The sequence below is a fragment of the Kribbella sp. ALI-6-A genome (genome assembly GCF_001984195.1).
Classification (GTDB): Bacteria; Actinomycetota; Actinomycetes; order Propionibacteriales; family Kribbellaceae; genus Kribbella.
The window spans coordinates 189,893-213,120 of record NZ_MTQN01000010.1 but is presented as its reverse complement, the minus strand read 5'-3'; the positions used below and the strand labels follow the sequence as shown (position 1 = coordinate 213,120).

General features: G+C 70.4%; 24 protein-coding genes. 8 read left to right on the top strand and 16 right to left on the bottom strand.

The features are described 5' to 3' along the window. Positions 1–13 precede the first annotated feature (13 nt). From BWI15_RS15325 to BWI15_RS15310, 4 genes are all read right to left on the bottom strand, one after another. The gene (locus BWI15_RS15325) at positions 14–928 is read right to left on the bottom strand and encodes an SPFH domain-containing protein (RefSeq protein WP_077015095.1); all 915 of its coding nucleotides are present in this window, start codon (positions 926–928) and stop codon (positions 14–16) included. Positions 929–1,023: 95 nt separating this feature from the next. Next, positions 1,024–1,725 carry an aminotransferase class IV gene (locus tag BWI15_RS15320; protein WP_077015094.1) on the bottom strand — a complete coding sequence of 234 codons (702 nt, stop codon included), beginning with the start codon at positions 1,723–1,725 and terminating at the stop codon, positions 1,024–1,026. Further along, positions 1,722–3,080: an aminodeoxychorismate synthase component I gene (gene pabB, locus BWI15_RS15315; RefSeq protein ID WP_077015093.1), complete on the bottom strand. Its 1,359-nt coding sequence runs from the start codon at positions 3,078–3,080 to the stop codon at positions 1,722–1,724. The genes BWI15_RS15320 and pabB overlap by 4 nt, the downstream gene beginning before the upstream one ends. A 15-nt stretch (positions 3,081–3,095) precedes the next feature. After that, positions 3,096–3,662, bottom strand: a complete 567-nt coding sequence (locus BWI15_RS15310) for a TetR/AcrR family transcriptional regulator (RefSeq protein ID WP_077015092.1) — start codon at positions 3,660–3,662, stop codon at positions 3,096–3,098. 112 nt (positions 3,663–3,774) lie between these two features. On the opposite strand from BWI15_RS15310, the gene BWI15_RS15305 reads away from it, so the two are divergent. Next, positions 3,775–4,152 carry a DUF4267 domain-containing protein gene (locus BWI15_RS15305; RefSeq protein ID WP_077015091.1) on the top strand — a complete coding sequence of 126 codons (378 nt, stop codon included), beginning with the start codon at positions 3,775–3,777 and terminating at the stop codon, positions 4,150–4,152. 21 nt (positions 4,153–4,173) lie between these two features. Here BWI15_RS15305 and BWI15_RS15300 read toward each other — a convergent pair whose 3' ends face one another. Next, complete coding sequence (locus BWI15_RS15300) at positions 4,174–4,947, bottom strand: class I SAM-dependent methyltransferase (protein ID WP_077015090.1); 774 nt, start codon at positions 4,945–4,947, stop codon at positions 4,174–4,176. A gap of 93 nt (positions 4,948–5,040) precedes the next feature. After that, on the bottom strand, positions 5,041–5,754 hold the full coding sequence (locus BWI15_RS15295) for a metal-dependent transcriptional regulator (protein ID WP_143465617.1): 714 nt from the start codon (positions 5,752–5,754) through the stop codon (positions 5,041–5,043). Between the two features lie 98 nt (positions 5,755–5,852). Here BWI15_RS15295 and BWI15_RS15290 point away from each other — a divergent pair, with 98 nt between their 5' ends. The 4 genes from BWI15_RS15290 (at position 5,853) to BWI15_RS15275 (ending at position 9,574) form a co-directional block, all read left to right on the top strand. Continuing rightward, positions 5,853–7,166 carry a cryptochrome/photolyase family protein gene (locus BWI15_RS15290; protein ID WP_083750786.1) on the top strand — a complete coding sequence of 438 codons (1,314 nt, stop codon included), beginning with the start codon at positions 5,853–5,855 and terminating at the stop codon, positions 7,164–7,166. Positions 7,167–7,245: 79 nt separating this feature from the next. After that, entirely contained in the window at positions 7,246–7,638 is a 393-nt protein-coding gene (locus BWI15_RS15285; RefSeq protein WP_077015088.1) for a GntR family transcriptional regulator, read from the top strand. Continuing rightward, complete coding sequence (locus tag BWI15_RS15280; RefSeq protein ID WP_077015087.1) at positions 7,635–8,525, top strand: ABC transporter ATP-binding protein; 891 nt, start codon at positions 7,635–7,637, stop codon at positions 8,523–8,525. Before BWI15_RS15285 ends, BWI15_RS15280 begins: the two co-directional genes overlap by 4 nt. Beyond that, the gene (locus BWI15_RS15275) at positions 8,522–9,574 is read left to right on the top strand and encodes an ABC transporter permease (RefSeq protein ID WP_077015086.1); all 1,053 of its coding nucleotides are present in this window, start codon (positions 8,522–8,524) and stop codon (positions 9,572–9,574) included. Before BWI15_RS15280 ends, BWI15_RS15275 begins: the two co-directional genes overlap by 4 nt. Here BWI15_RS15275 and BWI15_RS15270 read toward each other — a convergent pair. From BWI15_RS15270 to BWI15_RS15250, 5 genes are all read right to left on the bottom strand, one after another. Continuing rightward, positions 9,571–10,407 carry a class II fructose-bisphosphate aldolase gene (locus BWI15_RS15270; RefSeq protein ID WP_077015085.1) on the bottom strand — a complete coding sequence of 279 codons (837 nt, stop codon included), beginning with the start codon at positions 10,405–10,407 and terminating at the stop codon, positions 9,571–9,573. The genes BWI15_RS15275 and BWI15_RS15270 overlap by 4 nt on opposite strands. An 8-nt stretch (positions 10,408–10,415) precedes the next feature. After that, positions 10,416–11,324, bottom strand: coding sequence for a 1-phosphofructokinase family hexose kinase (locus BWI15_RS15265; protein ID WP_077015084.1), 909 nt, complete (start codon positions 11,322–11,324; stop codon positions 10,416–10,418). Then, on the bottom strand, positions 11,321–12,493 hold the full coding sequence (gene nagA / locus BWI15_RS15260) for an N-acetylglucosamine-6-phosphate deacetylase (protein ID WP_077015083.1): 1,173 nt from the start codon (positions 12,491–12,493) through the stop codon (positions 11,321–11,323). The genes BWI15_RS15265 and nagA overlap by 4 nt, the downstream gene beginning before the upstream one ends. Further along, positions 12,490–13,458 carry an ROK family protein gene (locus tag BWI15_RS15255; protein WP_237771295.1) on the bottom strand — a complete coding sequence of 323 codons (969 nt, stop codon included), beginning with the start codon at positions 13,456–13,458 and terminating at the stop codon, positions 12,490–12,492. Before BWI15_RS15255 ends, nagA begins: the two co-directional genes overlap by 4 nt. A gap of 133 nt (positions 13,459–13,591) precedes the next feature. Next, a complete protein-coding gene (locus BWI15_RS15250; RefSeq protein WP_077015081.1) occupies positions 13,592–14,221 on the bottom strand; it encodes a TetR family transcriptional regulator in 630 nt (209 codons plus the stop codon). 275 nt (positions 14,222–14,496) lie between these two features. Here BWI15_RS15250 and BWI15_RS15245 point away from each other — a divergent pair, with 275 nt between their 5' ends. After that, complete coding sequence (locus tag BWI15_RS15245; RefSeq protein WP_077015080.1) at positions 14,497–15,228, top strand: hypothetical protein; 732 nt, start codon at positions 14,497–14,499, stop codon at positions 15,226–15,228. Here BWI15_RS15245 and BWI15_RS15240 read toward each other — a convergent pair. Further along, positions 15,221–16,507 (bottom strand): hypothetical protein, encoded by a 1,287-nt coding sequence (locus BWI15_RS15240; protein WP_077015079.1) that lies wholly within the window; start codon positions 16,505–16,507, stop codon positions 15,221–15,223. The genes BWI15_RS15245 and BWI15_RS15240 overlap by 8 nt on opposite strands. Positions 16,508–16,604: 97 nt before the next feature. On the opposite strand from BWI15_RS15240, the gene BWI15_RS15235 reads away from it, so the two are divergent. After that, positions 16,605–18,023: a dihydrolipoyl dehydrogenase family protein gene (locus BWI15_RS15235; protein ID WP_077015078.1), complete on the top strand. Its 1,419-nt coding sequence runs from the start codon at positions 16,605–16,607 to the stop codon at positions 18,021–18,023. 16 nt (positions 18,024–18,039) lie between these two features. Here the strand turns inward: BWI15_RS15235 and BWI15_RS15230 are convergent, their stop codons facing one another. The 4 genes from BWI15_RS15230 to BWI15_RS15215 form a co-directional block, all read right to left on the bottom strand. Continuing rightward, the gene (locus BWI15_RS15230; protein WP_077015077.1) at positions 18,040–18,663 is read right to left on the bottom strand and encodes a CGNR zinc finger domain-containing protein; all 624 of its coding nucleotides are present in this window, start codon (positions 18,661–18,663) and stop codon (positions 18,040–18,042) included. Positions 18,664–18,667: 4 nt separating this feature from the next. Then, entirely contained in the window at positions 18,668–19,642 is a 975-nt protein-coding gene (locus BWI15_RS15225) for an SPFH domain-containing protein (RefSeq protein ID WP_077015076.1), read from the bottom strand. Further along, entirely contained in the window at positions 19,642–19,935 is a 294-nt protein-coding gene (locus tag BWI15_RS15220; RefSeq protein ID WP_237771294.1) for a hypothetical protein, read from the bottom strand. Before BWI15_RS15220 ends, BWI15_RS15225 begins: the two co-directional genes overlap by 1 nt. Before the next feature lie 300 nt (positions 19,936–20,235). Further along, positions 20,236–20,943: a TetR/AcrR family transcriptional regulator gene (locus BWI15_RS15215; RefSeq protein ID WP_083750785.1), complete on the bottom strand. Its 708-nt coding sequence runs from the start codon at positions 20,941–20,943 to the stop codon at positions 20,236–20,238. Positions 20,944–21,055: 112 nt separating this feature from the next. Here BWI15_RS15215 and BWI15_RS15210 point away from each other — a divergent pair, with 112 nt between their 5' ends. Next, positions 21,056–23,227: an MMPL family transporter gene (locus tag BWI15_RS15210; RefSeq protein ID WP_077015073.1), complete on the top strand. Its 2,172-nt coding sequence runs from the start codon at positions 21,056–21,058 to the stop codon at positions 23,225–23,227. Position 23,228 lies beyond the last annotated feature (1 nt).

Sequence of the window (23,228 nt, the reverse complement as noted above, 5' to 3'; positions counted from 1 at the left end):
CGGCCCCGTGTCCTTACTGGTAGAGCGAGCCGGTGTTCACGACCGGCTGCGCGTCGCGGTCGCCGCACAGCACCACCAGCAGATTGCTGACCATGGTCGCCTTGCGCTCCTCGTCGAGGTCGACCACGTTGTTCTCCGACAGCCGGTCCAGCGCCAGCTCGACCATGCCGACCGCGCCCTCGACGATCCGCTGCCGGGCCGCGACGACGGCACCGGCCTGCTGGCGGCGCAGCATCGCCTGAGCGATCTCCGGCGCGTAGGCCAGATGGGTGATCCGCGACTCGATCACGTGCACGCCGGCGGCCTGTACCCGGACGCCGATCTCGGCCGACAACGTCTCGGTGATCTCGTCGGTGCTGTCCCGCAGCGACAGGCCACCTTCGTCGGTGTGCACGTCGTAGGGGTAGGAGTTGGCGATGTGCCGGACCGCGGTCTCGGTCTGGATCGCGACGAACTCCACGAAGTCGTCCACCTCGAACAACGCCTGCGCGGTGTCCTCGACCTGCCAGACCACCACCGCGGCGATCTCGATCGGGTTGCCGTCGGCATCGTTCACCTTGGCGACCGTGGTCTCGTGGTTGCGGATCCGGGTGGAGACCGGCTGGCGCACCGAGATCGGATTCACCCAGCGCAGCCCGTCGGTGCGGATCGTCCCGGCGTACCGGCCGAGGATCTGCAGCACGCGCGCCCGCCCCGGCGAGACCGGAGTGAGGCCGGCGGCCACGATCAGGGCGACCAGCAAGACGGCCACCGCGGCGGCCCCCATCGCCGGCCGCTCGCGCGAGATGGCCAGCCCGAACAGGACCACGGCAGCCGCCAGCAGCACCAGCGCCAGTCCGGCCATCGGCCACCCGTTGAGATCCCGCGCCGGCCGCTCGGTCACCTTGGGCTTGGGCATTTCCACCATCACGTCGACCTCAGCGCTCATCGCTGCACACCCCTTCGAGAGTTCTTATAGCTCGAAGGTAGCATAGTGATATCACTTTTTGAAGACGGTTTCCCCGGTGACCGAGAGGGAGGCATTCAGCTGATCGGGCGGGCCAAGCCCTGCAGTGCCCGCTGCCAGTCGGCAGAAGCCGACCCCGGCAGCGGGTCGATCGGGCCGTCGTGCCAAGCGTGGACCGGGCGGATGCCGTGCAGGGCGTTGAGCAGCCAGACCTCGTCGACCTCGGCGAGTTCCTCGGGGCGGCGGGCGGCTTCGGCGACCTGGACGCCTCGGGTGCCGGCCAGGTCGCGGACGAGGGCGGCGGTGACCGACGGGAGGAACGCCCGGTCGGACGGCGGGAAGTGCAGGACGTCACCCTCCCACCACGCCAGGGCCGAGTACGCCGCTTCGACGGCGATGCCGTCGGCATCCATCAGCAGGACCTCGTCGGCGCCGCAGTCGGCGGCCGCCTCGGCTTTCAGCGCGCCGAGGGCTTCCAGGTCCGGGCCTTTGACGCGTGGCTGGGTCCGCGGATCGTCGCCGCTGTGCACGGCGATCCGGACCCGACCACCCTGGGTCGGTGCCGGACGCAACTGAACCGACAGGCCGTCGCCGAACTCGAAGCGGGGGAACCACCGGCCGAAACCGGGCAGGCGGCGGACCTGGTCGTCGAAGTACTTGCCCGCGCCCGGCTCCCCCAGCGCCGCGCACGACGAAGCGAACCGCTGCCGGTGCAGGTCCAGCCCCCGGACCTGCCCGTTGTGCACGAGAAACGAATCGGCGACCAGCACGGAGTTCACCCCGCCCTTCCCAGCGTTGCAGCGGCTTTCAGCACCATCTCGTCGTACTCCGCGACCGGATCCGAGTCGAGCACGATCGCTCCACCCGCCCCGATCACGGTCTCGTGCGGAGTCAGCACGGCGGTCCGGATCACCACGCTCAGATCCGCGCGCCCATCGACGGTCAGGTAGCCGAGCGCGCCGGAGTACACCCCACGCGCACTCGACTCCAACGAGTCGAGAATCTCCATCGTGCGGATTTTCGGTGCCCCGGTCATCGATCCCGGCGGGAAGCAGGCCCGGACCGCGGCGACCGCGTCGACACCCTCGCGCAGTTTGCCGCGCACCGTGGTGACCAGCTGGTGCACGGTTCGGTAGCTCTCGACAACCATCAGCTGCGGGACCTGGACCGTGCCGGGTTCGCTGACCCGGCCGAGGTCGTTGCGGATCAGGTCGACGATCATCAGGTTCTCGGCCCGGGTCTTCTCGTCCTCGGCCAGCGCCTTCGCGACCAGCTGGTCCTGGTCCGGGTCCGCCGAGCGCGGCGCGGTCCCCTTGATCGGGCGGCACTCGGCCCAGCCGTCGCCGTCGACCGCGAGGAACCGCTCCGGCGACGAGCTGGCGATCGCGAGTTCGCCGTACCGGAGGAAGGCCGAGTACGGCGCCGGGTTGGTCGCGCGCTGCCACAGGTAGAAGTCGAGCGGGTCGGGGACCGGTGGCAGGCGGACCCGGTTGGTCAGGCAGACCTCGTAAGTGTCGCCGGCCTCGAGCGCGAGCCGGCAGGCGTCGATCCCGGCCAGGTACGTCGCGCGGTCCTGCTCGAGGTGCTGCTCGACGTCCAGCAGCGCGATCGCCGGCGGATCGACCCAGCCCATGAACCACGACGCCGCCGCGTTCTGCGCCCGGTCGAGCCAGGCCGGCGCGTCGCGGTCGTCGGCTGCGTGCACGGCGACCACGAACGTGCGGTCGCGGTCGTGGTCGATCACGACGAACCGGTTGGCCCAGATCCACAACGCGTCCGGAGTCCGCGCTTCGTACGCCGCCACGCCACCGGTCTGCGCCTTGAGCTCGTACCCGAAATAGCCGACGTACCCACCGCTGAACAGATCGCCCAGCTCAGCCGGTACGTCGGTACGCCGGGCGGCGAGCAACCCCTGGAGCTCGGCGAACACATCCCCGTCGGCCGCGTCGCGGACGATCACTTCGGCGTCCGGACCGGCGCTCGTGCCGAGCACGGAGATCCGGCGCGGCGACCGGTCGGTGAGGCTGCCGTCGAGCCAGAAAGCGACCGGTTCGGCGGCGAACAGCTCGCGGTAGACCGACTCGCCACCCAGCGCGTGGTCGACCGAGCGAACGGACCAGGTCAGTGCGGGCACAGCAGAACGGTACAGTCAGTCGGCCATCCGGGTGACGAGAAAATCGATCCGCTGCTCCTGGTCCTCCGGCGGGATCCGCCCGCTGCCGGACAGCACGGCCAGCCCGTGCAACGCGCTCCAGACGACCTCAGCGGACAGCTCGCGTTGCTCGTTGCCCGGGTCGAAGCAACTGACGAACTCGTCGAAGCCGGCCCGCAGCTGCGGCAGCGTCTGCTCACTTGCGAACTGCAGATCGGTGGGCAGCACGAACATGGCCTGATACAGGGCCGGCCGCTCGGTCGCGAACCGCAGATAGGCACGGCAGACGGCACGAAGGGCCTGTTTCGGCTTCGCCGCGGAATGCCGCGCGCGACGCAGCTGTTCGGCGAGTTCGCCGAAGCCGTCGACGGCGACGGCGGTCACGATGGCGTCCTTGCCGTTGAAGTGGCTGTAGAGCACGGGCTGGCTGTACTCGACGCGTTCGGCCAGTCGCCGGGTCGTGACCGCCTCCCAGCCCTCGGTCTCCGCGAGCTCGCGGGCGGCGTTGACGATCAGCTGATGACGATCGGCACGTTCCCGTGCGCGGCGCTCGGTAGCGGACATGAGCCGATCCTAGCACCGCTAGACATTCTGTCGGGGCTAAGCCTATCGTCGCTACAACATCTAGCGGCGCTAGCGATCAAGCCTGACGCCACCGAAGAGGGGAACGCCCACCATGCTCACCACCGTCGCCACCGCGCTCGCCGGACTGATCGGCGTAGGCATCATCGTCATCGGCGCGCGCGCCCTCCGGACTCCGCAGGCCGCGGTGGGCTTCGGCATTCCCGGTACGCCGACCAGCGACCGGACCTTCGAGGCCTGGCTGTCCGTCAAGGCGGTCCGCGACATCGCCTCGGGCCTGTTCGTCTTCGTGCTGATCGCCGTGGCGACGCCTCAGGTGCTGGCCTGGTTCATGCTGGCCGCCGCCCTCATCCCGGTCGGTGACGCGCTGATCGTGCTGCGCAGCAAGGGCCCCAAGGCGACCGCGTACGGCGTCCACGCTGCCACTGCCGCGGTGATGTTGGTGATCAGCGTGCTGCTGTTCGTTGCCTGACCACGCGGCAGGGCCCGGCGATCAGCTCAGCGCCAGCTTGGTGCGCATCGCGGTGATCCGGCGGATCGGGATCGCGACCTCCAGCCCGTCGCGGTCCCGGGCTCGCTGGGCCAGCCAGGCGGCGGCCTGCTCGCGCCGCTTGTCCGACGTAGCGGGCAGGTAGAGCGCACCGACCAGCCGGCGCGCGTCGTCCAGGCTGTGCACGGTGTAGGCGTACCGCTCGCGCTGGCTCTCCATGACGATGAAGCCGGCCTCGCGCAACTGCTCCTTCAGGCCGGTGATCTCGCCACCGGCCGGGAACTGCGGCCGGGATCGCAGCCGGGTCGTCAGCCCGGTCAGCGTCCGCAGGTCGCCGCGGCGCAGCGGGCGCACCGCCGGGATGGTCGCGGCGAGCACCCCACCGCGCCGCAGCACCCGCGCCGCCTCAGCCAGTACGTCGGGCAGCGGCTGCAGGACCATCAGGCCCATCGAGCAGGTGACGACGTCGAAGGCCTCGTTCGCGAACGGGAGGTGCAACGCGTCGGCCTGCACCTTCGGACCGGGAGCCCCGGCCAGCTGGACCGCGTTGCTGTCGACGCCCACGACCCACCGCCCGTACAGCTCCCGGGCGACCGGTCCGTTGCCGCACGCAAGGTCGAGCACCCGCTTGGACTCCCCGGACACGGCACGGACGAGCCAGCGGTAGGGCGTGTGGTCGCCCGCCACCGCTCGGGACAGCAGGGCTTCCGTGCTGCCCGGGGTGGCGGTGTGGAACTCGCGCAGGTATCCCGGCCAGTCGATCTGGTTCTGTGACATCGCGGACAGACGTTACCTCGTGACCACAGCGGGTACCGCATCGAGCGCTCACCGTGGCCGATTTCTTGACGCGGGTCTGACGACCCGCCGGGATCAGACCAGGCTGACGAAGATGTGGCCCGCGGTCTCGTCGCTGATCACACCGCCGGCGTCGCGGCTGCCGAGCAGCACACCCTCGGCGTCCAGCATCGAGTCGACCTCGCGGCCCGGCAACGCGCCGGCCCGGCGGAGCACCGACATCGCGAAGTCGTCGGTCTGCACCGGCTCGGCGATCCGCCGCACCAGCACCCGGACCGCGCTCCCGGTGGACTGGTCGAGCACCTTGTCCAGCGGCTCGACGCCACTGCGGAACTCGCCGATCGCTGTCGCCTGGACGTCCTTCTGCAGCTCCTCCAGCCCGGGGATCGGGTTGCCGTACGGCGACTCGGTCGGGTTGTCGAGGATCTTCAGCAGCCGCAGCTCGACCGCGTCGCTCATCACGTGCTCCCAGCGGCAGGCCTCCGCGTGCACGTCCTCCCACTCCAGGCCGATCACGTCGACCAGCAGCCGCTCGGCCAGCCGGTGCTTGCGCATCACCCGGGTGGCCTGCATCCGGCCGACCTCGGTGAGCTCGAGGTGCCGGTCGCCCTCGACCGTGACGAGCCCGTCGCGCTCCATCCGCGCCACCGTCTGGCTGACCGTCGGGCCCGACTGGTGCAGGCGCTCGGCGATCCGCGCGCGCAGGGGCAGGATGCCCTCTTCTTCCAGTTCGTAGATGGTCCGCAAGTACATCTCGGTGGTATCGATCAGCTCGCTCACGACAACCATTCTCGCCTATGCAGGCAAGCCTTACCGAATCGGCGGTCCGATCCGGTCACCTGCCGTTCAAGTGCCCTTCAAAGTTGTTCATCGGCAAGACTTGACGGGTGACGGCGGTGATGTGGTTCAGGCGTGATCTCCGGCTGGCCGACAATCCGGCGCTGCTCGACGCGGTGTCGGCCGGTGACGGCCGGGTGCTCGGGCTGTTCGTGCTCGACCCGGCGTTGTGGGACGCGGCCGGCGACCCGCGCCGCGACCATCTGGTGAACTCGCTGCGGCGGCTGTCCGACGCGATGGACGGCAAGCTCGTCGTACGGCGTGGGAATCCGGCGGACGTCGTACCGGCGGTGGCGGCCGAGGTCGGGGCGGCGAGCGTGCACGTGTCCGCCGACTTCGGCCCGTACGGCGGGCGCCGGGACGAGGCGGTCGAGAAGTCGCTGGGCTGTCCCCTGGTCGCGACCGGTTCGCCGTACGCCGTGGCGCCGGGCCGGGTGGTGAACGGGTCGGGCCGGTCGTACCAGGTCTTCACGCCGTACTTCCGGGTCTGGCTCGAGCACGGATGGCGACAGCCCGCCGAGGCGCCGGCGAAGGTGGAGTGGATCGGCACGCGCAGCGACGCTCTCCCGCAGGTCCCGGATGTAGAGGACGCCGGCGAAGACGCGGCGCGAGAGCACTGGCAGGACTGGGTGGAAACCGTCGCGGCGTACGACGACGAGCGCGACCGGCCGGACCTGGACAGCACGTCACGGATGTCGGTGCCGTTGAAGTACGGCGAGATCCACCCGCGCACGATGCTCGCCGACTTGGCCCGCCACCGCAGCGCGGGCGCCGACGCGTACCGGCGGGAGCTCGCGTGGCGGGACTTCTGCGCCGACCTGCTGGCGCGTCATCCCGAAGCCGCGTGGAAGCCGCTGCGGCCCGAGTTCGAGAAGATGGTTTACGACGAGCCCGGCGCCGCCTTCACCGCGTGGTGCGAAGGGCGGACCGGCTACCCGATCGTCGACGCCGGGATGCGCCAGCTCGCGGAGTCCGGCTTCATGCACAACCGGATCCGGATGGTCGTCGCGTCGTTCCTGATCAAGGATCTGCACATCCACTGGAAGCACGGCGCCCGCTGGTTCATGCGGAACCTGCGCGACGGCGACCTGGCCTCGAACAGCCTGAACTGGCAGTGGGTAGCCGGCTGCGGCGCCGATCCGTCGCCGTACTTCCGGATCTTCAACCCGATCACCCAGGCCAAGAAGTTCGACCCCGACGGCGTCTACGTGCGCCGCTGGGTCCCCGAACTCGCCGCCGTACCGGGCAAGGCCGTGCACGAACCCTGGACCTTGCCCGAACCCCCGGCCGGCTATCCGGCGCCGATCGTCGACCACGCCGAAGCCCGCCGCGAGTCCCTGCGCCGCTACGACGCGATCAAGTAGTCCGTCGCCCCCGAAGCCTTGACCTGGCGATCACCCCTGGTCATATAGTGCTAGTTAACTAGATAAATGGGATGACAGGATGATCGAGTTTCATCTGGACGGGCGGTCCGGGGTGTCGCCGTACCAGCAGGTGGTGCAGCAGGTGCGGAACGCCTTGCGGCTGGGGTTGTTGCGGGAGGGGGATCAGCTGCCGACGGTGAAGGACGTGGTCGGGCAGCTGGCGATCAACCCGAACACCGTGCTCAAGGCCTACCGCGAGCTGGAGCACGAAGGGCTGGTGGCGGCGCGGCCGGGGCGCGGGACGTTCGTGACCCGGACGCTGACCGACCACAGTCTCGCGGCGCACGGGCCGTTGCGGCAGGACCTTCAGCGCTGGCTGACCAAAGCGCGGAAGGCCGGTCTGGACGACGACAGCATCGAGGCGCTGTTCCGGACGACCTTTCGGGCCGCCGCTCAGGAGGACATAGCATGACCAGTGCGTTGAGGGCCCGGGGTCTGGGCAAGAAGTACGGCCGCCGCTGGGCGCTGACCGAGTGCACGCTCGACGTCCCGGCCGGTCGCGTCGTCGGTCTGGTCGGCCCGAACGGCGCCGGCAAGAGCACCCTGCTGAACCTGGCCGTCGGCATGCTGACACCGACGACCGGCAGCATCGAGGTGCTGGACGCGCCGACCGGCGGACCGCAGCTCGCCAAGATCGGGTTCGTCGCGCAGGACACCCCGACGTACGGCCGGTTGTCGGTCGCCGAACACCTCAAGCTCGGGGCGCATCTCAACCCGGGCTGGGACGATTCCCTTGCCCAGGCGAGGATCCAGCAGCTCGGTCTCGATCCGAAACAGCGCGCCGGCAAGCTCTCCGGCGGGCAGCGCGCCCAGCTCGCCCTCACTCTCGGCATCGCGAAACGGCCCGAGCTGCTGATCCTCGACGAACCCGTCGCGGCACTCGACCCGCTCGCCCGGCGCGAGTTCCTGCAGGACCTGATGGAGGCCGTCACCGAGCAGGAGCTGAGCGTCGTCCTGTCCTCGCACCTGGTCTCCGACGTCGAACGGTCCTGCGACTACCTGGTCGTGCTGGTCGACTCGCGGGTCCAGATCAGCGGTGACATCGAGACGCTGCTGGCCACCCACTACCGGCTGGCCGGACCGCGGCGCGACGAGAAGTCGATGCCGCAGAACCACTACGTGATCTCGGCCAGCCACACCGATCGCCAGTCCACGTTCCTGGTCCGGACCGACGAGCCGATCCTTGACCCGGCCTGGTCGATCTCGCAGCTCACCCTCGAGGACATCGTGCTGGCCTACATGGGCCGGTCCGCGTCGATGCAGCGCAACGACCGGCCCGTTCTGGAGGTGCACCGATGATCTGGCTCACCTGGCGGCAGTTCCGCCTGCAGGCCCTGGTGGTCGTCGGCGCGGTCGCCGCGCTCGCAGTCGTGCTGGTGGTGACCGGGCCCGGCCTGGCCGACGACTACCAGCGCTACGCCGGCGACTTCCTCAACCAGATCCAGTTCGACCGGATCAACCAGTATCTCTACATCGCCGGCCAGTCACTCGTGTACGCCGCTCCGCCGGTGATCGGTGCGTTCTGGGGAGCGCCGCTGATCGCGCGCGAACTGGAGGCCGGCACCCACCGGCTGGTCTGGAACCAGAGCATCACCCGGACCCGCTGGCTGGTCACGAAGCTGGCGTTCACCGGCATCGGCGCGATGGTCGTCACCGGAGCCCTCAGCCTCGCGGTGACCTGGTGGGCCGACCCGATCGACGACGCGATCGACGCCGGCCAGACGGCCGGGTTCTTCGAGATCCCCCGGCTGCTGCCGCCGGTGTTCGGCGCGCGAGGCGTCGTGCCGATCGGTTACGCGGCGTTCGCGTTCGCGCTCGGAGTCGCCGTCGGTCTGCTGGTCCGGCGCAGTGTGGTGGCGATCGCGATCACCCTGGCCGGCGTGATCGCGATCCAGATCCTGTCACCGATCCTGATCCGGCCGTACCTGATGACGCCGGTGGAGACGACGGTGATCGTCACTGTGGAGAACATGCGCGGACTGCAGCTGTCCGGACCGGGGCAGAATCCGGTGGTGATGCGGGTCGAGGCGAAGGCCGACGGCGAGGGCAACTGGAAGCTGTCCGAGCAAACGGTGAACTCGGCCGGTGAGGCCCAGAAGACGCTGCCGAGCTATCTCGCGGAGTGCGGTCCTCCCCCGCCGAACGCGACAGCGGAAGAGGCCCGGAGCCGGCAGCCGCTGAGCGTCTGCTTCCAGCGCCTCGCCGACGACGGCTACCGCCAGCAGATCACGTACCACCCCGCCAGCCACTTCTGGGGACTGCAGTGGCGCGAGGCCGGTCTGTTCCTGCTGCTCGCGTTCGGGCTGACCGGCTTCTGCTTCTGGCGGATCCGCCGCGACCTGACCTAGACGGCCTTCAGCACCGTCAGCAAGCGAGCTACCTCGGCCGCGACCGCCGTACGGGCGGGGCCGAGGTACTTGCGGGTGTCGACCAGCTTCGGCTGATCGGCCAGGATCTCGCGGACGACGCCGGTGAAGACGTTGTTCAGGTGGGTCGCGATGTTCACCTTCGTCATCCCGGCCTCGACCGCGCGGGTCAGGTCGGCGTCGGCGACACCGGACGACCCGTGCAGCACCAGCGGAACCGGTACGGCGGACCGCAGCTCGCCGATCAGCGTGAAGTCCAGTTCGGCGGTCCGCTCGGTCATCGCGTGCGACGACCCGACCGCCACCGCGAGCGCGTCGACGCCGGTCGCCTCGGCGAAGGCCAGCGCCTCGTCCGGGCGGGTGCGTGCACCGGGTGCGTGCACGCCGTCCTTGCCGCCGACCTCACCGATTTCGGCCTCGACGAAAACCCCGTGATCGTGGCAGTACGCGGTCACCTCGGTGGTCGCCGCGACGTTGTCGGCGTACTCCAGCTTGGAGGCGTCGAACATCACCGAGGTGAAGCCGAGCGACACCGCCTCGGTGACCAGGTCGCGATCCATCGCGTGGTCGAGGTGTACGACGACCGGCACGCTCGCCGCGGCCGCGGCGGCCAGGGTGGCGACGCCGATCGGCTTGAGCGCGCCGTGGTACTTCACGGCGTTCTCGCTGATCTGCAGGATCACCGGCGCACCGACCTGCTCGGCGCCGGCGATCAGCGCGGCCGCGTGCTCCAGCTGGATCACGTTGAACGCGCCGACTCCACGGCCCGCCTGGGCAGCGGCCAGTACGACCTCGGCTCCGGACACCAACGGCATGAGCTCTCCTAACGAACGACGACCTGCGGCTGCCACCGCCGGTACGCGGCCAGATCGATGTCACCGGCAACCGGTGTGAGGACGGCGGCGGCCGAGGCGGCCACCGCGGACTTGAGGACCAGCGACCAGTCCGGCCGCGGCGACTCCGCGATCGCGGCGGCCACCACGGCGGTGCACGCATCGCCTGCGCCGGTGGGGTTTCCGGCCACTCGCTCGACCGGGTCCGCACGCCAGACACCGTCGCGGTTCGCGGCGACCATGCCGCGGGGACCGTCGGTGATCACCGCGGCGGTGGCGCCGAAGTCGACCAGCCTGCGGGCGCCGTCCTCGACGGTCAGCTCGTCGCCGAGGGCTTCGTGCAGCTCGGCCGCGTTCGACCGGACCACCGCACCGGCCTCGGCCGCGGCGAGCAGCGCCGGACCACCGGTGTCGATCACGGTCGGTACGTCGTGCTGCCAGGCGCGGACCGCGAGCTCGGCGTACGCGTTGGTGGGCAGACCGGGCGGCAGACTGCCCGAGCACGCCAGGACGTCCAGCCGGCCCCACGGCATCCGGTCGTGGAAGGCGCGCCACTCGTCGGCGGTGACGGCCGGCCCGGTCTCGTTGAAGATCGTGGCGTCACCGTCGATATTGTTGACGATGGCAACGGTTCGGCGGGTCTCGGCGTGGATCGGGGTGAGCAGCGCGGTCAGGCCGGCGTCGAACAGCTCGGCCGCGACGATCTCACCGGTCACCCCGCCGACGAAGCCGAGGGCGAGGACCTGATGGCCGAGGGTCGCGGCGACCCGGGCGACGTTGATTCCCTTGCCGCCGGCCCGTTGCCGGACCTCCCGGACCCGGTGACTCCCGCCGACAACCAGTTCGTCGACGGCGTAGGTGACGTCGAGCGCCAGGTTGAGCGTGACGGTGCCGATCATCGGCCGGCGTCGGCGTCGGTCGCCGGGGCCTCGGCCTCGCGGTCGATCCACGCGCCGCCGCGCATCACCTTCCGCACCGTGTAGTCGTCGTCGAGCACGACCAGGTCGGCCCGCTTGCCGGTCTCGATGCCGCCGACGTTGTACCAGCCGAACGCCTCGGCCGGCGTGGTCGAGGCCATCCGGGACGCGTCCACCAGCGAGACCCCGGCGTTCACAGCGTTGCGGTAGGCAACATCCATCGTCAGGGTGCTGCCGGCGATCGAGTGCGAGCCGTGCGCGAGCGTGGCCAGTCCGTCGTTCACGTCGACCTCGAGATCGCCCAATCGGTAACGCCCGTTGGGCATTCCGGCCGCGACGATCGCGTCGGTGATCAGCGCGATCCGGTTCACCCCGGCCGCGGCCAGCGCGACCCGGACCACCTGCGGGTCCAGGTGCAGGCCGTCGTTGATCACCTCGAGCAGCAACCGCGGATCGTTGAGCGCGGCACCGACCGGCCCGGGGTCGCGGTGGTGGAAGGGCCGCATCCCGTTGAACAGGTGGGTCGCGACGGTCGCCCCGGCGTCCGCCCCGGCGATCATCTGCTCGTACGTCGCGTCGGTGTGCCCGAGCGCGGCGACCGCTCCGGCGTCGACGACCTGGCGGATCGCGTCCAGCCCGTGCTCGAGCTCGGGAGCGATCGTCACCATCTTCACCGCGTCGCTCAGCACCTTGGCGACGTCACCCTCGACCGGGTCGCGCAGCAACGTCGGCTCGTGGGCTCCGCACCGCGCCTCGGACAGGAACGGGCCTTCCAGGTGGACGCCCGCGATCACGCCGTCGGTGACCAGGTCGGCCAGGCAGGCGATCTGCGAGACGATGTCGTCCAGCGGCGCGGTGACCAGGCTGGCCATCGTCGTCGTGGTGCCGTGCCGGGCGTGGAACGCGGCGACCTTGCGCGCCTGGTCCGGATCGGTCGTCGTGTACGTCGCCCCGCCGCCACCGTGGGTGTGGATGTCCACGAACCCCGGCACGACGGTCGCGTCGCCCAGGTCCTCCGGCCGCTTGCCGTCGGCCGGCATGCCCTCGGACCGGCGGCCGAAGGCGATGATGTCGCCGTCCTCGACCTGGATCCACGCGCTTTCCAGCACGTCGTCCGGCGTCACCAGCCGGCCCACCTTGTACGTCGTCATCCGCCCTGCTCTCCGCTCTCGTCCAGCGTCACCCGGTCCCACGCCATCAGGGCCGCGCCGAGGCAGCCCGCGTCCTCGCCGAGCACCGCGGCGACGATCTCCGGCTCGCGCTGGAACGTCAGCCGCTCGTGCAGCCCGGCCCGCAACGGCGCGAGCAGCGTCTCGCCGGCGCCGACCAGTCCACCGCCGATCGCGATCCGGGTCGGCGCGACCAGCGTCGTGTAGAGCACGAGCGCGTCGACCAGCGCGGCCAGCGCCTCCTCCCACACGATCGCGGCGTCGGCGTCGCCCTCGGCCAGCAGTTCCAGCACCTCGCGCGCACCGTCGACCACGCGACCGGTCCGTACGCCGTACCGGCGGGCCAGGGCGGCGGCGGACGCGACCGTCTCGAGGCAGCCGTACTGGCCGCAGGCGCAGAGTTCGGCGGCTTGTCCGTGCACGAAGCGGGTGTGGCCGAGCTCGCCGGCATACCCGTCGCCGCTGACCAGGGAACCGTCGACGACCATCGCGGCGGCGATGCCCGTGCCGAGCGGAAGGAACAGTGAGTTCGTGGTGCCCTTCAAGGCGCCCTGGCGCAGCTCGGCGTAACCGCCACCGCGGACGTCGTGGGCCAGGACGACCTGCCGGCCGGGGCCGACGGCGGCTTGCAGTTCGGCGAGGACCGGCGTACCGACCCAGAGCAGGTTCTCCGCGCTGACCGTGCCGTGCTCGGCGTCGATGATGCCCGGCACGACGACGCCGACCGCGCGCACGGTGTGCCCGTCGGCGGCGGCCTTCTGGCCGAGCTCGACCACGGTTTCCAGCAGCGCGTCGAGCACCGCGCGGCCGCCGTCGTTGCGATCGGGGACAGTCCGCGGGGTGGGCCTGGTCTCGCGGTGCAGCACGGCACCGTCGGCGGCGACCAGGCCGCACTTCATCCGGGTTCCACCGAGATCGACGGCGACCACGACTTCACAGGGCTCCACGGAGCGCCATTATGCAGCGTTACCCAGGGGTTCGAACATCCGTGAGCAATTGATGGACAGTTCCGACCAGACCACTGGACCGAGTGGCCCGCCACTTCGCGCCGGCGACGGGCCGTTCGTCCGGTCCGTGCCCTCAGGCGCGCAGGCCACGGTCGAAGGCGGCCACCAGGAAGGCGATCAGGTTCTCCGCCAACTTACCGGGATCCTCGAGATCGTCGGCGTCCGGGGCTCGCGACAGCGCTTGCGACTGGTGCAACGCGAGCAGGCCGAGCATGTTGGCGTAGCCGAAGGCGACCGACTCCGGCGCCGCCCGGGGCAACGCCTGCTGCAGCGCGGCCAGGTACCGGGCCTCGACCGGATCCGTTTCCGCGGCGTACAGCTCCCGGATCCGGCGACTGGGGTCGAACGCGACCCGGCCGATGAACCGCGCCACGATCGCGCCGCGCTCTCCCCGGCGCAGCACGAGTTCCAGCCCCGGCTCGATGAAGGCCCGGATCAGTTGCTCGGCGGTCGGCTGCCCGGCCGCCTCCAACTGGTCCAGCCGGCGTCGCCGTTCGGTGTTGACCGGCGCCATCGCGCGGGCGACCGCCGCCCGCAAGAGGGCTTCCTTGGACCCGAAGTGGTAGTTGACCGCCGCGATGTTCGCGGCCGCCGCGACCGTGATCGCGCGCAGTGAGGTTCCTTCGTAGCCGCCCTCGCCGAACCGCTGCTCGGCGATGTTGAGCAACCGTTCCCGGGTCGATTCCACGGGTGGTGTGTCCACAGAGCTCTCCTTCCCCCCGGCCACCGCTCGCTCAGGCACCCCACCTGCTCACGCGCCGTAGCCTGCAGTCAGCATAGTTCAAACGGACGTTTGAATGAGAGTGCTCAGGGCAGTAAATCTGCTCAAGACGCGGGAAAACCCTTGACCGTGCAGGCCATCGGCACGATCTCGGGTCTTCGGAGCCACCATGACCACACCCGCACGCCCGCGACGAGGGGTCGGCCGGCAAGGACCACGCGAACCACGCTGCGGACCGCCGGTTAAGGTCGGTGGGCATGACGACGCACGAGGTGCTGCGGATCGAGCGCCGCTTCCGGGGCCCGGACCGCTCCGCGAACGGCGGCTACACGGCCGGTCTGGTGGGGACCAGCCTGCAAGGGGCCGACGGCAGCGTTCCCCGGGTCACCCTGCGGATGCCGCCGCCGCTCGAGACCGACCTCGGCCTGAGCACCTCCGCGCACAGCGCGTTCCTCCGGACCTCCGACGACACGGTCGTCGCGGAGGCCGAGCCCGTGCCGGACGGTGTGCTCGACGAGGCCGCGATCGACCCGGTCCAGTACGACGAGGCGCGCGCGGCCGAGGCGTCGTACCGGGGACTGACGAACCATCCGTTCCCCGGCTGCTACACGTGCGGACCGGACAACGAGTACGGACTGCGGCTGCGGCCCGGTCTGCTCGGCGACGGCCGGACCGCGTGCACCTGGACACCGGCGACCACGTTGGCCGACTCCGACGATCTGGTTTCGCCGGTCCATCTCTGGGCGGCGCTCGACTGTCCGGGTGGATGGAGCATCGACCTGGAGGGCCGCCCGTCGGTGCTCGGTCAGATGACGGCCTGCATCGACGCGCGGCCGCAGATCGGCGAGCCCTGCGTGATCATGGGCCGCAATCTCGGCGAGTCCGGCCGCAAGACGTTCACCGCCACCACGCTGTACGACTCCGACGGCCGGATCCTGGCCCGCGCCCGGCACACCTGGATCGCGGTCGACCCGGCGCTGTTCAACTAGCGGTCAGGACGAACGTCGGGGAGACCTGCCAGGCCAGCGGCAGGCCGCCGTAGGTGAAGGACGGGACCAGGAACCGGTAGGCGTACGAGCCGCGCTGCGTCGCGGCAAACGTGTAGTCGCCCCAGCCGCTGCTCAGGTAGACCCACTTCAGGTCCCGCCAGGCCGTGCCGTCCCAGCGCTGCAGCGTGGTGCGGACGTTCACCGCCGGCGAGACGGAGATCCTGGCCCGGGCCGGCTGCCCCAGTTTCACCGTCGGGTCGGCGAACGACGCGAGCACCCGCGGGCGGGTCAGCGTGGTCGAGGCCGGACCGATGACGCCGAGACCGAAGCTGTCGCTGGTCAGCTGGTCCGGTACGGCGATCCGGTACTCCCTCGTGCCGCGAGCGACCGGAGCGAACCGGAACCGCCCGTCGGCCTGGCTCTGGACCGACCCCACGACGTACCAGGGCGCGCCCGTGGTGTTGCGCGCCTGCAGGACCACCGGCCGCGGCGCCTCGCCGGTCCGCATCTCCCAGCACGGTCCGGGGTCGCAGAACCGGCTCAGCCGCTCGATCACACCGGTGATCACCGTCGGCTGCCCGTAGGTCGTCGAGGCCGGGATGGTGACCGGACCGAACCGCTCGTAGTCGAGCGCCAGCGACTTCCCGGCCGAGTTCGCGGTCCACTCGTTGCGGTCGTACAGGCCGAGGTGGATCGGCGGTTTGTCGGTGGTCAGGAAGGTGGCCGTCGTCGCCGTGGTCCACGGCACCACGACGTCCCAGATCGTCACGGTGGCCCGGCTGGCGTAGAGCTGGAAGTGGTGCGGCCCGTTGGTCAGGTCGAGCGGGTCGCCCGCGTTGGGATCCGGCTTCGGCGGGCCGGAGCGCCAGGTCATCGTGTAGGTGTTGTCGCCCTTGGCGATCATCTGGTCGATCACGGGCTCGCCCGGGGTGAGGGTGTCGAAGGGCACCGAGAGACCGGCCGGGCCGGTGCCCACCGGGCCGGCGTACACGGCGATCCGGACCGACGGCTCGTTGCGGAACGCGGCCACCGGCAGGTCCACCTGGTTCGGTGCGGCGGCGGTCGTCGTGGTCTCGCCCCCGACGCCCGACGGGTACTGCGGGTAGATCCGGTTCGGCGCGGCGACCGCCTCGTCCCAGGTCACCCGGACGTGCGTGTGCGCGGCGCTGGACCACGCGACCTTGACGTTCGTCGGCGCCGGATCGGCCGCCTGGGCCGGGCTCACCAGCCCGAGCGTCGGTACCAGTCCAGCAGCCGTCACCAGCGCGATTCTGCGCACAGGACCCACCTCCCGCGGATTACCGGTCACGAACTAGATGCGGCCGGTGCGCCGGAAGTTGCGAACGGGCATCGTCCGCGGGTGATATGCAGGGGACATGGAGACGGCCGACTACGACCTGATCGTGCTGGGCGCCGGAGCTGTCGGCGAGAACGTGGCCGACCGGGCGGTGCAGGGTGGACTGACCGTCGCGCTGGTCGAGCACGAGCTCGTCGGCGGAGAGTGCTCGTACTGGGCCTGCATGCCGTCGAAGGCGCTGCTGCGACCGGGCCAGGCGCTGCGAGCGGCGCAGCACGTCGCCGGTGCGGCCCAGGCGGTGACCGGCAAGCTCGACGTCCAGGCGGTGCTGGACCGGCGGAACTCGTTCGCCAGCAACTGGGACGACGCCGGCCAGGTGAAATGGGTCGAGGGCGCCGGCATCACGCTGGTCCGCGGCCACGCCCGGTTCAGCGGGCCCAAGGAAGTCACGGTGACCACACCGGACGGCGGTACGACGGTGCTGACGGCCCGGCACGCGGTCACGGTGGCGACCGGCTCCGACCCCGTCGTACCGGACATCGACGGGCTGCGCGAGGCCGAGCCGTGGGCCAGCCGCGAGATCACCAGCGCCAAGTCGGTGCCCGGCCGGCTGGCGATCATCGGTGGCGGCACCGTCGCGGTCGAGATGGCCACGGCGTACGCCGGGTTCGGCTCCGAGGTGACCGTGATCTCGCGCGGCAAGCTGCTGTCCCAGCTGGAGCCGTTCGCGGGCGAGCTGGTCGCCGAGTCGCTGCGGGAGCTCGGCGCGACCGTGCTGCTCGACACGACCACCACCAAGGTCCGACGCGACGGTAAGACGGTGTCGGTGGAGACCTCCGACGGACAGACGATCGAGGCCGACGAGATCGTGGTCGCGACCGGACGCAAGCCGCGCACCGACGACCTCGGCCTGGACACGATCGGGCTGAAGCCCGGCGACTGGCTGCCGACCGACGACACGATGCGGGTCGAGGGCTTCGACTGGCTGTACGCCGTCGGCGACGTGACCAACCGGGCGCTGCTCACCCATCAGGGCAAGTACCAGGCGCGGGCCGCCGGTGACGTGATCGCGGCGCGGGCGACCGGCAAGCGGGTGTCGGACAAGCCGTGGGGCACGCACGTCGCGACCGCCGACCACGAAGCGGTGCCGCAGGTGACGTTCACCGATCCCGAGGTCGCCTCGGTCGGGCTGACCGAGAAGGCCGCGCGGGAAGCGGGCTACACCATCCGCACGGTCGACTACGACATCGGCAACGTGGCGGGCGCGAGCGTGCGCCAGGACGGCTATCAGGGCAAGGCGCGAATGATCGTCGACGAGGACCGCAAGGTGATCCTCGGCGTGACGTTCGTCGGGCCGGAGGTCAGCGATCTGCTCCAGGCGGCGACCGTCGCGGTGGTCGGCGAGATCCCGCTGGACCGGCTCTGGCACGCCGTACCGGCGTACCCGACGGTGAACGAGATCTGGCTGCGGCTGCTGGAGACGTACGGGCGGCCCTGACGGGCTGCCTCACCGTTCAGCGGGTGCGGGCGGCGTGGGCGCGGACCTTGGCGCGGTTTCCGCAGGTGGCCATCGAGCACCAGCGGCGGCGACCGCGCGGGTCGAGAAAGAGCCAGCCGCAGGCGTCGCCCGGACAACGGCGGACGTGCGCGCGGGACTCGCCGGTGAGCAGGTCGGCGGCCAGCAGCGCCAGGTGGTCCAGCGGCAGGTTGAGGTCCTCCGGCAGGTCCCAGCTGGCGCTCAGCCCGTGCAGCGTCGGCATCGGGACCAACCGCCGGTGCGCGGTGGCCCGGGCGATCACCCGCTCCACCGCGGCGAACGACGACGTCGCGGTGGAGTCGGTCAGTACGTCGTACAGGTCGGCGCGGAACTCCAGCGCGGCCTCGAACCGCCGCGCCGCGTCGGTCGGGCGGCCGGCGGCCAGCTCGATCAGCCGGAACACCCCGGCGTCGGAGAGCAGGCCGACGTAGCCCGTCCAGATCACCAGCGTCTCGAAGCTGGTCAGCCACTCACTGCGCGCCGGCCCGCGCTCGGTCCACTCCGACCGGGTGTTGAGGAAGTCCAGGACGGGATCCGCGCCGACCGGTTTCGGCAGCACGACGCCCTGGACGAGCTCGAGGTGGGACGGCAGCGCGGACATCGGGTCAGCGCGAGGGCTGGGCGTTCGGCGGCTGGGCGTTGGGTGTCTGGGTCTGGGTCGGCACCGGGATGCTGACGTTGCCGTTCTGCGGGATCACCATGAACTGGATCTTGCCCGACTCGATCGCGGTTTTCAGCAGGTAGCCGTTCGACCCGAGCATCGCGACCTGCTGCCGGACCGACTGCAGCTCGACGTTGACCTGCTGGTTCTTCTGCTCCTGGGCCTGCTTGGCCAGCTCGGCGCGCTGCTTGGCCTCCAGCCCGTCGATGATGCCCTTGTCCAGCGGGTTCGGCTTCTGGATCGTGAACGACAGCTCGCCGCACGCGTTGTTACCGGTGTACGACGGGCCGCAGAAGTAGTCGCCGCCGACCGCGGCCGGCAGCAGCCGGGTGAACTCCTTGGCCGCGGCGGTCTGGAAGGCCGACTTCTTCGCCTCGTTGTTGTAGAGCTCGGCCCAGTTGTAGTTCGTGCCGACGGCGGCCAGCGCGCGGTCGATCTGCGGCCGGAAGTACGACTGCAGCATGGCGTTCCAGCCGCTGTCCTCGTAGGCCTCGGTCTTCAGCCCGATCCGCTCGTGGAACGACTGCAGCACCGCCTGCTCGCGGTTCAGCGTGAAGTAGACCTGGACGCGCACGCCGAGCCGGACGTTGTCCTTGCTGACGACAGTGACCTCGTCGGCGTTGTCGGTGTCGGCGCCCGCGCCGCCGATGATGTAGGAGCGCTGGTCGATCGGGTAGCTGTAGACCGTGTCGCCGGGACCGATCAGCTTGTTCGTCGCGCCCGGCGGGACGACCGACTTGAACTTCTTGTCCTCGACCACGCCGCCGCCGTAGTGCAGGCCGATCTTGTTCGCGTCGGTGTCGGCGAAGTTGAACAGGTTGGCCAGCACGATGATCAGCAGTACGACGAGCACGCCGCCGCCGATCAGCTTGCCCGCGACGCCGCCCTTCTTGACGGTGGTGGTCCCCAGCTTGGCCATCAGGTGTCGAGCTCCTTGCGTTCGGTCAGCCGCCGGATGTCGGCGAGGGTCAGGTCTGCGGTGACCGCGACGTCGCGCGGCACCGACGGATGCGAGCTGAGCGTACGCAGGCCCTGCTCGGCAGCCGCGACCGCCTTCTCGAGCGCCCGGACCTCCTGCACCAGCGCCTTGGTCTCGCCGGTCAGCTCGATCACGGACCGCTCCGCGAGGGTGGCCCGGCGGTACGACGACCAAGCGAACCAGGCGGTTCCGATCAGCAGGATCAGGACGGGTAATCCGAGCCTCAGCACCATGTCTCCCATGGGACCACGGGCGGCGTTCATCTGTCGGCGAAAACTGGTTGAACGCCGCGCCGTCGCGACGTAGGTTTTCAGTACACGCGAAGGGAGGTGGTCCAACGCATGAATTGCTATCGGACTCGTGAGGTGGCGGCGGGCTGACCGCCAACCACTAGTTAGTGGGCATGTGGTCGGCCAATCCAACGCCGCCACCGGGCCCGCAGGCAGCCAGGAAAGTCCGCCTGGCCCGCAGTCCGGCCACCCGGTCGGGTCTGCGGAAGTGTCTGCGGGTCTCTTTTTTACCCTCGGCCCTGATCAGGCCGGTGGGCAGTCGAGGCCGAGCGCCTCGCCGATCTCCCGCAGCTGCGCCTCGAAGTACGCGCCGGCGTCGTCCAGCGCCCAGTGCAGCTGCCCGAAGACCTCCATGCAGATCAGGCCGTAGAGCCGGGTCCAGTAGGTCAGCGCCAGGTAGACCGCGCCGGGCGGCATCTCGCCGAAGATCTCCGGCTTCCGTCCCAGCTGGCCGACCAGCTCCGGGCCGAGCAGTTCCTCGGGTGGTCCGGGGAACGGCCGCTGCCGGTAGACCTGCACGACCAGCTGCTCGAACACGGCCCCGAACCGCATCGCCGCCTGGTGGCTGGGCGTCAGGTCGTGGTCCTCGGCCAGCGGATTCGGCACCGGCGCGCCGAAGAGCAGCCCGAACTCGGCCGGGTGGGCCAGCGCCCAGTCGCGCAGGCCGCCGGCGACCAGGAACAGCTGCTCGCCCAGGTCCTCGCTGGTGTCGCGTCGCGCGACCAGGTACGCCGTCAGTTCGTCGTACAGCTCGGTGACGAGGGCGGCCATCAGGTCCTCGTGGCTCGCGAAGTACCGGTAGAGCGCCGGGGCGCTGAGGCCGAGCTCGCGGGCGACCGCGCGCAGGCCGACCGCGCTCGCGCCGCCTTCGACCAGCAGTTTGCGGGCGGCCGCCTTGATCTCGGCGGCGGTCTCGGCGCGCTGCCGCTCCCGCCTGGTGCTCGTCTCCACACTCACCTTCCTTGACAACAAGGTCACCCGGTCCTTTATGGTGAACACCGTTAACTGTTAACGGTGTTCACTCCAGCGACCACTGTTCAGGTTACGCCCTTGGGAGGGGTTCGTGTTCGAGACGCTCGGCCGGTTCACGTATCGGCGCCGCCGCCTGGTCCTCGCCGTCACCGGTGTGTTCGTGCTGGCCGCCCTGGTCTGGGGCACGGGGGTGTTCGGATCGCTGGCCAACGGCGGGTTCGAGGCCCCCGACACCGAGGCGGCCCGGGCGGTGCGCACGATCGAGCAGAGCGTCGGCCGGACCGGGAGCGACGTGATCGTGCTGTACCGCAGCGACGACCGGACGGTCGCCGATCCGGCGTACCGGCGCAGCGTGGAGAACCACCTGAACGGGTTGCCGCGCGAGGACGTCGTGGCCGGCGCGACGTACTGGACGACCCGCTCCCCCGCCTTCGTGGCCGACGACCAGCGCACGACGTACGCCGTACTGACGCTGGCCGGGGCCGATCCCGAGCAGCGGCTCGCGTCGTACCACCGGATCGCGGACGCGGTCCGCGCGGCACCGGCCGGACTGGACGTGCAGGTCGGCGGTGAGATCGCGGTCTTCGACGAGGTGAACACGCAGACCGAGCACGACATCGTGCAGGCCGAGACCATCTCGCTGCCGATCGTGCTGGTACTGCTGGTCGTGGTGTTCGGTGGGCTGGTCGCGGCGAGCCTGCCGTTGTTCGTCGGCGGGCTGGCGATCCTCGGCGCCTTCGTGGTGCTGCGCGGGCTGAGCCTGGTCACCGACGTGTCGGTCTTCTCGATCAACATCGTGACGATGATCGGCTTCGGGCTGGCCACCGACTACGCGTTGTTCGTGGTGACCCGGTTCCGCGAGCAGCTGGCGGCCGGCGACGACGTCGAGGCGGCGCTGGTCCGGACGATGAGCACGGCGGGCCGCACGGTCGCGTTCTCCGGAATCACCGTGGGGGTGGCGATCTCGAGCCTGGTGCTGTTCCCGGTGATGTTCCTGCGCTCGATGGCGTACGGCGGCGCGGCGGCCGTGGCGGTGGCAATGGTTGCCGCGCTCACCGCACTGCCCGCGCTGCTCGGTGTGCTCGGGCATCGGGTCGACAAGCTGCGGCTGCCGGGCTTTCGCCGTCACGTCGGTGGTGGCTCCGGGCACGGCGCTTGGTACCGGCTGGCGCAGAACGTGATGCGCCGGCCGATCCGGTACGTCGTGGTGCTGGTACCGCTGATGCTGCTGCTCGGGATTCCCTTCCTGCAGGCGCAGTTGGGCGGCGTGGATCACCGGGCGTTGCCGGACGGCGCGGCCAGCCGCGAGGTGACCGAGACGTTGCAGCGCGACTTCGCGGGGGCGGGCGGGTCCGACGTACTGGTGGCTGTGCGGTTCGCTTCACCGCCTGCTGATGCGGCTGCGGCGCTGGCTGGCTACGTCGGTGAGCTGCAGCAGGTGAAGGATGTGGAAGCTGTTCGCGTCGGAGGGTATGCGGACGGGGTCGCGTCGGTGATCGTGCACACGCACTACACCGCGCAGGAGCTGCCGGCGCGCGACGTGGTGGAGGGAGTCCGGGCGGTGGCCGCACCGCCGGGGACGTCGGTCGAGGTCGGCGGCGAGACGGCCGCGCTGCTCGATCTGCTGCACGTGCTGGCGGAGCGGGCGCCGTGGATGGCCGGGTTCATCGTGCTGGTCACGTTCGTCCTGCTGTTCGTTGCCTTCGGCTCCCTGGTGCTACCGGCCAAGGCGCTGCTGATGAACGTGCTGTCGCTGTCGGCGTCGTTCGGCGCGATGGTCTGGATCTTCCAGGACGGCAACCTGTCAGGGCTGCTCGACTTCACCCCCGCGGGCTTCCTGGACGCCACCAACCCGGTGCTGCTGTTCGCCGTACTGTTCGGGCTGTCGATGGACTACGAAGTCTTCCTGCTGAGCCGGATCCGCGAGGAGTACGACCGCACCGGTGACAACACGCAGGCGGTCGCGCTCGGCCTGCAACGCACCGGCGGCATCATCACCAGCGCCGCACTGCTGCTGATCATCGTGGTCGCCGCGTTCGCCACCTCGGGCATCGTGTTCGTCAAGATGATCGGCGTCGGTCTGGTGATCGCGATCTTCCTGGACGCCACCGTCGTCCGCGCCCTGCTCGTCCCGGCCACCATGCGCCTGCTCGGCCGAGCCAACTGGTGGGCTCCCGCGCCGATGGCCCGCTGGTGGCAGCGGCACGGCTTCCGCGAGGAGCCGGCCGAGCGGAAGAAGGAGCTGGTGGAGTCAGCGCATTGAG

Coding starts and splice junctions, on each gene's coding strand:
- BWI15_RS15225 (WP_077015076.1), bottom strand. CDS start 19,642: ATGGCCAAGCTGGGGACCACCACCGTCAAGAAGGGCGGCGTCGCGGGC.
- BWI15_RS15270 (WP_077015085.1), bottom strand. CDS start 10,407: ATGCCGTTGGTGTCCGGAGCCGAGGTCGTACTGGCCGCTGCCCAGGCG.
- BWI15_RS15265 (WP_077015084.1), bottom strand. CDS start 11,324: ATGATCGGCACCGTCACGCTCAACCTGGCGCTCGACGTCACCTACGCC.
- BWI15_RS15300 (WP_077015090.1), bottom strand. CDS start 4,947: ATGTCACAGAACCAGATCGACTGGCCGGGATACCTGCGCGAGTTCCAC.
- BWI15_RS15230 (WP_077015077.1), bottom strand. CDS start 18,663: ATGTCCGCGCTGCCGTCCCACCTCGAGCTCGTCCAGGGCGTCGTGCTG.
- BWI15_RS15305 (WP_077015091.1), top strand. CDS start 3,775: ATGCTCACCACCGTCGCCACCGCGCTCGCCGGACTGATCGGCGTAGGC.
- BWI15_RS15310 (WP_077015092.1), bottom strand. CDS start 3,662: ATGTCCGCTACCGAGCGCCGCGCACGGGAACGTGCCGATCGTCATCAG.
- BWI15_RS15325 (WP_077015095.1), bottom strand. CDS start 928: ATGAGCGCTGAGGTCGACGTGATGGTGGAAATGCCCAAGCCCAAGGTG.
- BWI15_RS15275 (WP_077015086.1), top strand. CDS start 8,522: ATGATCTGGCTCACCTGGCGGCAGTTCCGCCTGCAGGCCCTGGTGGTC.
- BWI15_RS15245 (WP_077015080.1), top strand. CDS start 14,497: ATGACGACGCACGAGGTGCTGCGGATCGAGCGCCGCTTCCGGGGCCCG.
- BWI15_RS15295 (WP_143465617.1), bottom strand. CDS start 5,754: ATGGTTGTCGTGAGCGAGCTGATCGATACCACCGAGATGTACTTGCGG.
- BWI15_RS15280 (WP_077015087.1), top strand. CDS start 7,635: ATGACCAGTGCGTTGAGGGCCCGGGGTCTGGGCAAGAAGTACGGCCGC.
- BWI15_RS15220 (WP_237771294.1), bottom strand. CDS start 19,935: ATGGTGCTGAGGCTCGGATTACCCGTCCTGATCCTGCTGATCGGAACC.
- BWI15_RS15235 (WP_077015078.1), top strand. CDS start 16,605: ATGGAGACGGCCGACTACGACCTGATCGTGCTGGGCGCCGGAGCTGTC.
- BWI15_RS15285 (WP_077015088.1), top strand. CDS start 7,246: ATGATCGAGTTTCATCTGGACGGGCGGTCCGGGGTGTCGCCGTACCAG.
- nagA (WP_077015083.1), bottom strand. CDS start 12,493: ATGACGACGTACAAGGTGGGCCGGCTGGTGACGCCGGACGACGTGCTG.